Here is a 13,868-nt window from a genome sequence, read left to right on the forward strand (position 1 = left end):
TAGATGAAGCAAGGGGTTTTATTCTTCTTTCTATTTTTATTTTGCAATTGTCTTACTTTTGGTCCGGCACAAAAAGTAAGGCCTATCGAATTTGATTATGGTCCAATTTCTAAAAACTATTTCAATCCTGAAAATGATAAACCGTTTCCTTTAACTGTACAAAGAGGTAATAACCTTTATAATTCAACCACAAAGGATGGAAAATATCTTTTTTATACAACAGGGCAAAAGGGAAATTATGATATCTGGTTCAGAGATCTTAAAAGTTCTATAATCGTCCCTGTCACGGAACATCCTTCTTCCGAATATAAACCTGCAATCAGTCCAGACGGTAAAAAATTAGCATTCGTATCGGAACAATATGATACGGCAGGAGATATAGTTCTTTTAGAGATAGAACCGGAAGTCTGGGCTAAAAAGATCTTAGAAGGAAAAAGATTTTTAAGCGACGACTTTGAATTTATTACAAATCCAGAATATTCTGATATTTCTAAGTCAGATAAATTTTCAGATTCAGATCCTGTTTGGGGAAAAGATAGTAGAGTATTATTATTTTCTTCTGATCGCCTGACTCCAGGAACTCCGAACCTGATCTTATGGGATACGGAAGGAAAAGAAAAACCGATCTTACTTACTCAATCTGGAGCAGTAAATCCATATTGGTCTCAGGATGGAAATACAATCGTTTATCTCTCCTATGCGGACTCCAGAGAAGGCGAGATCTATTCTTTGGATCTAATTACCAGAAAATCTAAAAGACTGACAAATGATACTTATTTGGATTTTTCTCCTAGCTTATCTCCTGATGGAAGATATCTATTTTATACATCCATTCGTTCCGATTCGGATGGAAACAGGAAATTGGACGAAAGAGATAATAGTCTGATCATCCGATTGGATCTTTCTGATATGAAAGAGAGAAGACTTACTTCAGGAAATTTCTCTTTATTCGATACAAAATATTCTTCCTTTAATGGAGGAAGTATCCTATTCACTGCATCATATTATGGAACCTTAAATATCTATTTTTTACCTTTAAGTGGCTCTATTCCCAAAGCTTCTGATATATCTTCACAGTTTGAATTGGCCAAAGAATACGGCAAAAAACAATCTATAGATGATTACGTGTTGGCATTGGACTCCTTGGAGTTATATTACAAAGAAGATCCTCTTTATCCAATTTTTAGAGCAAAAGTCTTAAACGAAAAATATTTAATCCATAAGAAGTCTGGCAAAACCTCAGAGATCAAAAAGGAGATGAGTGCTTCTCGTTTGGATCCTAAATGGGGATTTGCTTACGTATTTTATTTGGAATCTGAAAACAAAGGGATCCCCGAGATTAAAGAATATTTTTCTAATATTCGAAACCATGCTGATGCGCAAGTCGCAGGTGCGATCCTGGAAGAAATTGGAAATTTGGAAGAGAGATCAGGCAAAATAGATGCTTCTCTTAATTCAAAACAAGAATTGGTGATCCGATATCCTGGGTATTATAATATCCACGAAATTTTAAGAAATATAGGTTCTCTTCAGCTTAAGGAAGCAAAGAAGAAGGACTGGACCATTCCTTCTACACTTCTGCAAGCAGCAAATGAGTCTGAATCCAAAACAATAGAACTTAGGAATTTATACGGACTTTTCGAAGAACAGATCCTTGCTGGCAAATCAGACTCCGAGAAGATTTCGCTCTCGGAAAAGATAGAATCTTCTAATAAGATCAAAGAACGTTCTCAGGTCTTATATAGATTTTTAATGTATACAAAGGCTGCCGGACTTTCGGGACAAGGTGCATATGCGGAAAGTAATTCTCTCTTGGAACCTTTGCTCAAAGAAATTACTCCAAAGGATCCGCTCTTTCTGAAAATCCATTTATTAAGATCTTCTAATTTTAAAGGCCTCGGAAGTGTTCGATATTCATTGGAATCCCTTCGCACATTTTTGGAGAATTACGATCATGATTCTGGAGTAGAGATCTCGGATAAGGAGATGGAAAGGTTCTTTATCTATTTTGAGAATCTGGCGCGGAACTATGAGAATAGATCCGACTTCCTCCAGGCTTCTCTTCACTATTTCTATAATACTGAGAATATGTTCCTGGCAAAGAGTAAGAGCCTCTTCCAGGATACTGTATATAAAGATTACGCTATTTATTATCAAAAGCTGATGGTGGATACTTCTTTTAAATTAGCTAGATCCATTAGTGAAAAGAATGCTTCTAGTATTTTAGGAAATTTGAATCCTCTTGAATTTGATCCATTGGACAAAAAGGAAGGTCTTGTTTATATAGACCAGTATTTTGAGAAAGAAAAGATTTTGCCTAGAGCTCGGGCATTCTTGGATCTTGCTACATTATACGGATACGCATATTATCTAATCAATCGCTCTGTGATCCGTGAAACATTTTATTATAATTCCGGAACAATGGATCGGATCAAAAAAGAGGCTGCTCTCAGAGATTTTAAGCAGGCGGAATATGAACTAAGATGGATCATATTTGCGGAGCCCACCTATCATGATGCCTATCAACTTTTAGGTTGGTTATACCAATATGTGGACATCATGAAGTCAAGAAAGCCGAGTGATAAGGAGCCGGCCGACGAAGATAAATATAAGGATGAATATTCTAAATATTTTCCAGAAAAAAACTTTGAAGAGAATATAGAATTATATAGCCAGATCTTAGAATTACTTGGAGAAAATTTCCAAAATAAAAAAGCTCTCTCGGATCTGAGATTGAATTTAGGTAATAATTATTTCTTACTGAAAAACTATCCCAAAGCGGATGAACAATATTCTTTAGTTGAATCATATTCGAATTATATAATATCTAAGGCACAATTTGAGGACTATAGACAAAAGGCGGTCTTCTTATTTAACTCAGCTCGCGCTTCCATGTATATGTCCAAGTATGGAGATGCAGTCCGAAAATTAAAAAATGCGTCTGATATATATTCAAAAAACGAATTCTTGCAATTATACTCCGGAACCGATTATACTAAAAACTTACAAAGTTATAGAGAGAAATTAACTCTTCTCAGGACATTAACAGGTCTATCCCATATGGAATTGGGAGAATATGCACAGGCCCTTCCTTATCTGACAGAAGCGTTGGAATTAAACGAGCCTTCTCGATTAGTAGATCCAATCAATATTAGAAACGCATTAGCGATTTCTTATCAAAAATTAGGTTATATTTCCAAGTCGGAAGAAAATTTAAAAGAAGCGGAGATATTGGCAGCTTCTCGTACAACTCTTTGGTTACCAAAGAAAGTGAGTCCTAAATTTTGGGAATCCGTCTGGGATTCCATTTGGGATTACGTTTTTGAAACAGTTCTTCCTGACTCAGTTCGTATTTCTGGATCTGGTAGATTTCCAGAAGCGATTCCTCCAGTATTCCAGCCATTATTATCTTCTGGAATAAGAGTAAATAATCTTGTATTAGAACAGAACTATCGTCTGGCCGCAGAAGAAACAGACAAACGATTAGAATATGTAAGTAAAAAAGGTTTGAAGAAGACCTTGGCAGGACAATTGGTCCAATCTCAATCCTATGCCGATCTTGGATTTTTTCAGTATAGAAGAAACGAATTCGAAAAAGCTAAATCTGCATTTTTAGAAGAGAACGAATTTTTAAAAGAATCTGCAAATCTATCTGGAAGATCCACAGGCAGTTTTAAAAGATATTTATATTCATTATTCGCTTCTATAGAAGCCTCCGACAAAAAAGATAAAAATAGCTATTCTGAAGAATTAAACAAGGCTTTAGCAGAACTGGATGGATTCAAAAGAGAATCCATGGAAAACTGTCTTTCTTCTTGGTCGGAAGATATGATAGAAGGAAATTTTGTATGTTCTGAGACATTCTATAAACAATATTATGATTTTGATATATTGAAAGCGACGGTTCTCTATTATTCAGGAGAGGAAAACTTAAAAAAAGGGGAATGGTTAGAAGGTTTCGAAAAATTAGGGATTTCTTCTTCCTTATTAGAGACTCCTTCTGGATTGCCTAAAGAGATCGTTGGACTTTCTAAAGATCCATTTCCAAGAAAAGAAAGGGTATTTCACTTTTTAAGCAGGGCCAGCGTATTTTATAGATTAGGCGATCTAGAAAAAGCGGAAGAATGTTTAAAAGCTGCAGAAGAAATGGCAAACGTTTTCTATTTCGGAGCCGAGTTAATCCAAACCTGGGTATTGCAGGCAAGGCTTGATCTAATTTCTAAAAAACCGGATAAGGCAAAGGCAAAATTATCCAAAGCTGAAGAACTTCTTAAAAAACAATTTCATCTTATCTCAGACAATAAAAGTTTTCTGCTAAGAGACTTATACGAAACAAAGATAAGAGCGGAACTTGATTCTGGGAATCCAAGCACAGCTTTTAATGATTGGATACGACTACAAAGATTATTAAATTTCCGTAATTTTCAAAAAGGAAATTGGGAATTTAGAGAAGCCAGAGCAGAATACGTTAAATTCGAATCCGATTGGAAAAATTACCGAAATACTTATTTTAAATACCAGACCGCTTTAGAAACCAGGGGAGATATTAAGAAAGAAGAAGCTGCTCTTGCACAAGCAGGGGCCCAAGTTTCTAAATCTTTAGAAATTCTAAGATCCAAATTGCCTAAAAGGGCGGCATTCTTGGATCCTTTTGGTCCAGTAAACGAAGAAGTTTTAAAGCAGAACGAGACTGAAATTCGTTTATTAGAATCCAGAGGTTCAGTAGTTGCGCGGATTAAAAATAATTCTTCTTTAAAATTTCTGAACTTTGAGAACGAATCCAAGGTAGAAACTTGGATTAAATCCAATTTTGAGAATTCTGGCCGCAATCTTGTTTTAGATCCTGGAAATACATCGATTGGAGAGATATTAGGTTCTCAGATTTCCGGCATTAGTTTTGCACTTTCTTCTTCTATTTTAAGCAGAGAAGAAAGAACTCCTAAAGTGATTTCCTCCTTTTCCCCAATTGGCGGTTGGAATTATAGAAAGGTAGATTCTGATTCCTGGACAGATATATTAGAAGATACTGATGTATTGGTAAGTTCTTTTCCAGATGTAAAAGGGGATTCTGCCTTTGGAGAAAGAACAAAAGATACATTAGAGCTCAGGGAAATATTTTCCAGAGAACATAGATTAGGTGCTGTAGTCTTTACTTATTCTGAAAAACCAAGCTGGCGCCAAATCTTAAAGGCGTATGCAGGATTATCTGGTGCAGGTGTCAATCTAATGTATCTATGTCCTGGAGAAGCCTGTGTAAAAGAATCTCTGGAAGAAATTTTTTCAGGAAAAATATCTAATTCTGCAATTCGTTTCGGTAGAAATTTAGAAAAATCTGGAAATAGAAATGGAGAAGCAGAAAGGCTTTTTGCTAAGTCTAGAAAAGACGAAAGAATTTCCGACTCTTCTGAGGTGTTTTCCGACCTACATAAAGCTCGTTCTTATGCGGAACCTAATTCTAATTTGTCCTTAAAAATTGAATCAGACCTGCTAAGAGCCTACCAAAGACTAAAACCTGATTTTTCTTTGGATAAAATTTTCTCCTTACGTTATGAGAATCGGGATCTGAATTCTCAAAAGGAATTAGGACTGAATTTATGTTTATCTCGGTTATTGGAAACGGAATACAAAGATTGTGGAGAGATCTCTTTACCGGAAGCTAAGAATGAAATTTTGAACGGAATTTTTGCTCTAAAAGAAGGAAAGTTTCCCGGTAATTCTTTGAGTTCCAATATTTCTGCAGATAAATATGATCCATTCTTATTTAGATTAAAACTTTCTAATCTAGCTTTGGAAGCTTATTATCCTGATTTGGCTTCTTCTCAACTTGGACTTGCTAAACAATTTATCTCTTCTGGATCAGATCAGGAAATCTGGAAGAAGATGGAGACTCGTATCCGAAAAGAAAAAGCTCTATTGGAAGACGAGGAAGATTGGTCCGAAAATTCTAATCAGATAGAGTTAGATCCTCAAGAAAGAAATTATCCAAGACATCTGGCCTTTTTAGAAAATCGAAAAAAATTGGGGCATAGGATCTCTCCTCTTTCTTTATATTCTGAGATACATAGTTCTTCCAAGGCTCTATTTCAAACTTTAGATGCTGAGTCTAGATCTTCTGTGTTGGACCTCTTACGTTATTCCTTACCGGAAGAAACCGGTAAGGAAATGGATGAATTTTTGAATTCTTTTGTGGATCTGGAGAATAGTAAGAAAAATTTTCCAAGACAAGCAAGGATCATGTTGGAGTTTTCGAAATCTTATCTTTCCAGAGGAGATTTTGATAAGGCGAGGTATTGGATCTCTAAATCGAAAGGAATTCCGGATAAACTTTATTCTTCTGAAATTGAATTTATTAATTCTAAAATCTCTTATTTGGAAGGTAAAAAACCGGATAAAATATCTGAGTCTGGCTTTTCAGAATATCTTTCTGAATATGAAAATGCATCTTCTAAAAAGTCTTCCGAATTTGTGGAATTAGCGAATCGTTTTGTTAAACATAGGAAGAGAAAAAAGTTTAGTTCGGCGGAGAGAAGAGAACTTAATGATTTTATAACATATTTGCAGACTCTTTCTTTTCAGCAGAATGATTCAGAGACATTTTTTGATCTGGGATTGATCAAGGATAAAATTTCAGCAGTTCGTTCTGCTTTGTTTGGGCGTTCCGTTTCTTATTCTGATCTTCCTAATTTTAATAAAGTATCCTTTGCAATCGAAGATAAAATCCCGGAAAACCAAGAGTTCTTAGCTTTGATGGATCTGGGTTTAAAAACTTTTTATATAAAATTTACAAAAGGTAAATCTAAGGGAGATCTTGCGTTTAAGGATAATCGAAAAGTAAGGGCCTCCATTTATAAATATAACGAAGAAGCGGACAAAGGTGGAGCAGAAGTTTTACTGAGAGAAGCTTTGGAATCTGAGATCCGCCAGAATATTCGCCCTTCCAAAAACAAGACTACGTATTTGTATCTTTCTTCTTATCATTTCTTGGCTCCTATTTTGCCGAAGGCAGAAGAAGAGATCTATTATGTTGCTGATCCGGAAACTTTACTGAAAAATCCAGTGCATAAAGAGAAAGAAGAGTTTTGGGACGGATTTGGTATTATAACTAAGGACGATCCAAATCCTTCTGTTTGGTATTCTCAGTTGCTTCAATTGGAAAACTTAGAACTTTCTCCTAAGGGAAATCCTTCGATCACTCCTTTTCATGTGGTTAGAGTTCCTTTAGTAGAAGATAGAGAAAAAGGAATTTTGTTCGGAACTATATCTGTTTCCGAAGTAGAGCCGAGGACTTTGCAGGGAGTTTGGATGCTCGCTTCTTCTTTTTTAGAAGGTTTTGGAAATGCTTCTTTGAACTTAAGAGATTCATTATATTATTTAGGAAAATTCTGGAAAGGGCCAGGGATAGTGAATCTTGGATTCCAAGCGGATACTCATAATTCCAGATTTTTGAGAGAGATTTCTTCCAGAAAAGAAGACTCCAAAACCTCACTTCGGAATCGTTTTTTGAAAACGATGGATACAATGAGGGAAGTGTATCCGGTGGATAAGTATTGGAACGGGTATAGACTATTTACGACTTCATTTATTTCGAAGGAGTAGATTTGTCGGAATTCCCGCAAGGATATTGAAATTGCCCCGCCCTGTTCTGGGTGGGGGCTGGCCGGTGGTACAACACTCCGAATCCTTTATCACAAAATGTAAATCTCCACAAGTAAAATTTATCTCCACTAATCTTGGTTGGAATTCCCGCATCCAAATTACTTCTCTTCTAGTAGCGCCTTTCTCTCTTCCGTGCTTTTCTCCTTTAACTTCCTCATCTCTTCGTGAAACTTTGCAAAGTCCTTTCCTACTTCTGCAAATCTTCTCTTGAAATATCCGCTTCCAGAATTGTAACGTAACATTCCGATGAAGTCTTCGTTATTCCAATCTCTTTCTGCAAGTTTTTTGGAATTGATCTTGGTCCATTTTGTTTGCAGGATTTTCTTACGAAAATTTGAAATGATCTCTAATTTTTTGGCTCGAACGATATCGTCTGCTCCGCCTTCAGAATAAGCGGCTTTCAGTAGATTTGCAGTTTCTATAATTAGATTTTTATAAAGTTTCGTTTCTTCTTCTGATCTTTTTCTTTCTTCAAATAGTTTTGGGCCGCCGATCTTTAAGACATATTCATCTGAGCCTGTATCTTCTACAAAACTCGCATAACTTTCGTTAAATAGAGTATCTCCAGGAAAGTAAACCGTTGCATGTGCCATTTCGTGGATGACGATCGAGGCTAAATCTCCTGGATCTTCATATAGTTGAGAAGAGAATAATGGATCTTCAAACCATCCTAAAGTAGAATATCCTGCTGTGATCCGAATTCTTGTGTCGAAGCCCTGGTCTTTCAAAGATTGTTCTTCTTCTTTTACTTTTTCTAACGAAAAATATCCTTTGTATGGAACTGTTCCCGCGATCGGAAACCACCAAGTATAGGATTCGAATTTAAGTGGATGACAAGCGCTTACATGCCAACCAATTGCTGGTCTATCCAATTGAACGAAACTTTTGAATCCACCTTCTGGAGAAAGTGCGAGCTCAGTGACACCGAATTCTCTGATCTTCTCCACTTCTTTTAATTTTGTTTTTGTGGTTTCTGGTATTTCAGGATCTGCTAAAACTTCTGGGATCGCTTTTCTTTGTAGAAGTATCTTTGCCTGTTCTTTTCCAAGATGATAGAGATAGGGAATACATCCTTGGCCGGAAAAGAATAGAAAAAACAAAACGGGTATCCCGGAAAAGAATCCGAGTCGACGATTCTTTCCGTTAGGTAGAAGGTGGGTTGAGTCTGATTGCATGAATATTCGTCTTCCTAAAATCGTTTGGATCAATATCGGACTTTTGGTTTTATTCCTATTCGTCCTCATTCTTCCGGGAGAAGGAGGTTTGTCCTCCTTTTTCCGAGGCGGCAAACCACTCGGTTATTCCGACCAAAGAGCCGGGATCCAATTGCAGAATGCTTTTAGAAATGTTTATAATTCTTCTAAGGATTCTGTAGTTTCTATCCGGACCAAAAAAACAGAAGCGATCACAAGTCCTTACCAATATTTCGATTATCGCACCGAAAAACTTTCTTCTTTCGGGAGTGGGTTTTTAATCCATGAAAAAGGATATGTTGTCACAAATTTTCACGTTATCTCTGACGCGGAAAGTATAGAAGTAATTGCCTCAGACGGTAGTGTTTTCCCCGCTAAATTTGTGGGAAGCCATGAAAGAGCGGATATTGCTCTTCTAAAAATTAAAGAAGGAAGTGGACTCAAACCTGTTTCTTTTGGTGATTCTGATAAGATAGAAGTGGGGGATTGGGCAATCGCAATCGGTTCTCCTTTCGGTTTAGAAAGATCTTTTTCGGTAGGTGTGGTTTCTGCAAAATACAGAGAAGATTTGGATGAGACAGGACAAACCCATATCCAAACAGACAGTATGATCAATCCAGGTTCCAGCGGTGGACCACTTCTAAACATATACGGAGAAGTAATCGGGATCAATCGTTTGATCCGAAGTGACTCTGGTAGGAACACCGGCATCGGTTTTGCTATCCCGATGAATTATGCTAAAAAAATAATCCAGCTTATCGAAGAGAATAAGGGCAGAATTATCAGACCTGCGACCCTGGGTGTGATGGCGACTGTCCCACTTCCTGATCATAGGAGAGCCCTAGGAATTCCCGCAGATTGGAAAGGGGTTCTGGTTTATGATATGGATTCAGGTTCTTCGGCAGAAAGTTCCGGTTTGAAACGATATGACTTCATTATGGAAGCAAACGGAGTCCAAGTTAAAAATATTAATGATCTGAGGGAACAGGTCGGAATAGTAGGATTAGGCGGCAGGTTAAAACTTAGGATCTACAGGGAGAAATCCCTGCAAGAACTGACCGTTAGATTGATACAGAAATAATTTTTCTAAAATCATAAGGCTAGACATGAGAAGAAATATCGTTCATAGCGGTGCTGATGCTCTCATTTACGAGATCCGTCAGATCGTAGGAGTCGCTAAAAAGTTAGAAGCTCTCGGAGTTCCGATTACGTACGAAAATATCGGGGACCCCATCCAAAAAGGAGAGAAGGTCGCTCCTTGGATGAAAAAAATCGTATCTGATCTGATCCTCGAAGACAAATCCTGGGCCTATACGGCTACACAAGGATACGAGAAGACCAGAAATTTTTTAGCAGATAAAGTAAACGAAAGAGGCGGGGCCCAGATCACCGCCGAAGATATTTTATTTTTCAACGGACTTGGTGACGCAGTCGCTAAAATTTTTGGATTCTTACGAAGAGAGGCTCGAGTTATAGGACCAAGTCCTGCATATTCCACTCTTTCTTCTGCAGAAGCAGCTCACTCTGGCTATGAGCATATGACTTATAATTTAAATCCTGAGCAGGGCTGGATGCCTGATCTGGAAGATATTGAGAATAAGGTCAAATACAATGACTCGATTGCGGGTATCCTTTTAATCAATCCGGATAATCCAACCGGCGCAGTATATGATAAAAATGTAATGCGTGAGATCGTAAAGATCGCAGAAAAATATGATGTAATGCTTATTTGCGACGAGACTTATGCTCATGTGAATTATTCTGAAACTGGGACGATCCATCTTTCAGAAGTGATCGGAAATAAGGTCCCTGGAATGGCTCTTCGTTCCGTGTCTAAGGAATTTCCTTGGCCAGGTGGAAGATGCGGCTGGCTGGAGATCTTTAACAAAGATAAAGATCCAGTTTTTGCACGTTATGCAAAATCTCTTTTGGATGCTAAAATGTTGGAGGTATGTTCTACCACTCTTCCTCAGATGGCAATTCCAGAAGTATATTCACATCCTCAATTCCTTCCCCACTTAAAAGAAAGAAATGAGAAGTTCAAGAAGAAGGCGAAACTTGCCACCGAGTCTTTTAAAGGGCTCAAAGGTGTAACTGTAGTAGAGCCTAAAGGTGCATTCTATCTTACTGTTGCATTCGATAAAGGAATTTTGGGGGATAAGATGACTCTTCCAATTTCTAATCCAAAGGCAGAAGAATTTATACGCCCTCTTCTTGGGAACTGTGCTCCGGATCGTAGATTTGTGTATTATCTTTTGGCTTCTACAGGGATTTGTGTGGTTCCACTTTCTTCTTTCTGTACGGATCGAGATGGTTTTAGGGTCACTCTTCTGGAAGAAGATGAGGAAAAATTCCGTTGGATCTATAACACTTTAAGAAAGAGTATAGAGGACTATACAGCTTCCGTTTAGGATATGAGTAACAATAAAGAAAGAGTTCCTAAGATCGGAGTGATGGATTCCGGAATGGGAGGACTTTCCGTTCTTAAGGAACTCTTAGATCTTCCATATTCTGTGAATTTTCTTTATTATGGGGATCTTGCACACGCTCCTTATGGAGAGAAACAAACCTCCGAAGTTTTGGAACTCACTCGTAATGTATGTAATTTTTTCTTAAAGGAAGAAGTAGATGCGATCCTTCTCGCATGTAATACTGCAACCTCTGCTTCTGCTTATAAATTAAGAGAAGAATTGTCCGTACCTGTATTTGGTATGGAACCTGCGATCAAACCTGCGCTCTTGGCACACGCTGGGGAAAAAGTTGCGTTACTCGCCACTTCAGTCACTCATAGGGAAGAAAAGTTACAGGACTTAAAATCTGAACTTGGCGCATCCGAAAGGGTGGTTCATCTGAATTGTGACGGCCTTGCAACGCTCGTGGATCATGGAAAATGGGAAGAGGCCAAACTTCTTCTTAAAAACATATTAAAAATCCCTCAAGAACAAGGAATTCGTGCTCTTGTATTGGGATGCACACATTACGTATTCTTAAAAAACGAAATCAAAGACCTATATCCAGAGGCTGTTTTGCATGATGGGAACCTTGGGACCGTCCGCCATTTAGTCAGATCTCTTCATTTGGATGAGAAACAAGGGCATCCTAATTATAATCTGTTCTTTTCTTCCAATACAAATAGGGAAGAAACGGAAGGTTTAGTCTCCCGGTTATTACAAAAATAAGTTTCGCACGGAGTTCTCGGAGCACGCAGAGATGCCGAAGGCAGAGGCGGCCAAAACTTTTTTGGGAAATTTTTTTCCTAAAGAGTATTTTTTGATTCCCGGTCTAGGTGCTTTGTATTAGCTTTATGAATCCGTATGAACTCTATATCCCTCTCAAAGATAGTTACGATCCTATTAGTTCCGAGCCTATTCTTCTTCTGCAAACCTAAAGAGGAAGAGACTACGGATGCAGTTGTCTCCTTCATCGTTGGAAAAGTGACCGCTGAAAAAGCAGGCTCTGTCCTGAAGCCAAGTGATCGTGTTGTGGAATCCGAAACCGTAAAAACAGATAAGGATGCTACTGTAGATCTAACCACTACTTTAGGGACAGTTAGACTCTTGGGTGGTTCGGAGGCTTCTATTGCTGCATTGAGAGCAGATCAAAATTATATTAAGGTCAACTCAGGTAATATTTTAGTAAAAGTCGCCAAACTGAAAAAGAACGAATCTATCTCCATCGACACTCCTACCGTAGTTGCTGCTGTTAGAGGAACCCAATTTTGGGGACAAGTGAATCCTGCTAATGAAACAGGAACTTTTGCAGTTCGCGAAGGAAGCGTTCAGATCACTAGAAAAGACGATGAGGCCCGAGTTTTAGTAAAAGCGGGAGAAGCAGTGGATTTAGGCCCTGGGATCAAGGCTCTAAAAGTTCGCCCTGCAGCGGCGGGTGAGCTCTCCGCAATGGAACAAATCGATCAAATGAAATAGCTTTTTTTCTGGGCATTAGATCCGATCCGGGAATTCTGTTCTGGAGCGGGTCCATGCAAGAAGAAATCAGTTATAAATCCGCCGGAGTCGATACAGAAGCCGGCCAAGAATTCGTCAAAAAGATCAAACAAAACGTAGAATCCACCCATGGCCCAAGAGTGCTTGGCGGGCTGGGAGGATTTTCAGGCGCCTTTGACGTTTCCTTCCTCAAAAATTATAAAAACCCAATATTGCTCAGCGGTACCGATGGTGTAGGAACCAAAGTAGAACTCGCTCGTTTATTCAATATCCATGATACGATCGGCATAGACTTAGTTGCTATGTGTGTGAATGATATTCTTGTCTCTGGTGGAGAACCTTTATTCTTCTTAGATTATATAGCCTGCGGTAAATTGATCCCTGAAAGAATGGAAAGGATCGTTGCAGGTATCGTAAAAGGATGTAAACTTTCCGGAGCTGCATTACTTGGCGGAGAAACTGCAGAACATCCTGGCACTATGGATCCGGACGAATACGATTTAGGCGGATTTGTTGTAGGTGCAGTGGAGAAGGAAGACTTAATAGATGGATCCAAGATCAAACCTGGAGATATCGTTTTAGGTTTAGAATCTTCCGGTCCTCATAGCAATGGATTTTCTCTCATTCGTAAATTGTATTTAGAGGGGGGAAGAAAACTTCCCGCAAATCCAGAGTTAGTCGGTTTTTTAAAAGAATTCGCACTTCGTCCTACAAGGATCTATGTCCAGAGTATACTGAACCTTACCAAGAAGGTGGAAGTGAAAGGAATGGTACATATTACTGGAGGAGGTTTTTATGAAAACATCCCTAGAGTGCTTTCTGATTCCTTAGCGATTGAGATCAAAAGAGAAAATCTTCCTGAGAATCCTTTCTTTACCCGAGTGCAAAAAGATTTTCCTTCTTTATCTGAAAAGGAATTGTATTCCACTTTTAATATGGGAATCGGATACATAGCCATCGTTTCTCCAGAGTCAGTAGCAGATGCAACCGCAGCTTTGGAAGAAAAAGGAGAACTGGTCCATAAAATCGGAGTAATCACTTCGAAAAATAAAGAGTCCGTTCTTTTTGTCTGAAT

General features: G+C 38.2%; 7 protein-coding genes. 6 read left to right on the top strand and 1 reads right to left on the bottom strand.

All coding sequences use genetic code 11. From position 1 onward, the window contains the following. The first annotated feature begins 3 nt into the window (after positions 1–3). Positions 4–7,596: a PD40 domain-containing protein gene (locus EHQ52_RS19690; protein WP_135617063.1), complete on the top strand. Its 7,593-nt coding sequence runs from the start codon at positions 4–6 to the stop codon at positions 7,594–7,596. Between the two features lie 158 nt (positions 7,597–7,754). On the opposite strand, the gene EHQ52_RS19695 is transcribed toward EHQ52_RS19690, so the two are convergent. Then, the gene (locus tag EHQ52_RS19695) at positions 7,755–8,831 is read right to left on the bottom strand and encodes an aminopeptidase (RefSeq protein WP_135617064.1); all 1,077 of its coding nucleotides are present in this window, start codon (positions 8,829–8,831) and stop codon (positions 7,755–7,757) included. Between EHQ52_RS19695 and EHQ52_RS19700 the strand changes: the two genes are divergently transcribed. The 5 genes from EHQ52_RS19700 (at position 8,830) to purM (ending at position 13,866) form a co-directional block, all read left to right on the top strand. Continuing rightward, positions 8,830–9,930, top strand: coding sequence for a S1C family serine protease (locus tag EHQ52_RS19700; protein ID WP_100710551.1), 1,101 nt, complete (start codon positions 8,830–8,832; stop codon positions 9,928–9,930). The two genes, EHQ52_RS19695 and EHQ52_RS19700, sit on opposite strands and share 2 nt — an antisense overlap. A 25-nt stretch (positions 9,931–9,955) precedes the next feature. After that, entirely contained in the window at positions 9,956–11,260 is a 1,305-nt protein-coding gene (locus tag EHQ52_RS19705) for a pyridoxal phosphate-dependent aminotransferase (RefSeq protein ID WP_135617065.1), read from the top strand. A 3-nt stretch (positions 11,261–11,263) separates the two neighbouring features. Next, on the top strand, positions 11,264–12,028 hold the full coding sequence (murI, locus tag EHQ52_RS19710) for a glutamate racemase (RefSeq protein ID WP_135617066.1): 765 nt from the start codon (positions 11,264–11,266) through the stop codon (positions 12,026–12,028). A 135-nt stretch (positions 12,029–12,163) separates the two neighbouring features. Beyond that, the gene (gene lsa19, locus EHQ52_RS19715; protein ID WP_135617067.1) at positions 12,164–12,775 is read left to right on the top strand and encodes an adhesin Lsa19; all 612 of its coding nucleotides are present in this window, start codon (positions 12,164–12,166) and stop codon (positions 12,773–12,775) included. A 53-nt stretch (positions 12,776–12,828) separates the two neighbouring features. After that, a complete protein-coding gene (gene purM, locus EHQ52_RS19720; protein WP_135617068.1) occupies positions 12,829–13,866 on the top strand; it encodes a phosphoribosylformylglycinamidine cyclo-ligase in 1,038 nt (345 codons plus the stop codon). Positions 13,867–13,868 lie beyond the last annotated feature (2 nt).

It is taken from the genome of Leptospira koniambonensis (genome assembly GCF_004769555.1).
GTDB classification, from domain to species: domain Bacteria; phylum Spirochaetota; class Leptospiria; order Leptospirales; family Leptospiraceae; genus Leptospira_B; species Leptospira_B koniambonensis.

Coding starts and splice junctions, on each gene's coding strand:
- lsa19 (WP_135617067.1), top strand. CDS start 12,164: ATGAACTCTATATCCCTCTCAAAGATAGTTACGATCCTATTAGTTCCG.
- EHQ52_RS19700 (WP_100710551.1), top strand. CDS start 8,830: ATGAATATTCGTCTTCCTAAAATCGTTTGGATCAATATCGGACTTTTG.
- EHQ52_RS19695 (WP_135617064.1), bottom strand. CDS start 8,831: ATGCAATCAGACTCAACCCACCTTCTACCTAACGGAAAGAATCGTCGA.
- murI (WP_135617066.1), top strand. CDS start 11,264: ATGAGTAACAATAAAGAAAGAGTTCCTAAGATCGGAGTGATGGATTCC.
- purM (WP_135617068.1), top strand. CDS start 12,829: ATGCAAGAAGAAATCAGTTATAAATCCGCCGGAGTCGATACAGAAGCC.
- EHQ52_RS19705 (WP_135617065.1), top strand. CDS start 9,956: ATGAGAAGAAATATCGTTCATAGCGGTGCTGATGCTCTCATTTACGAG.
- EHQ52_RS19690 (WP_135617063.1), top strand. CDS start 4: ATGAAGCAAGGGGTTTTATTCTTCTTTCTATTTTTATTTTGCAATTGT.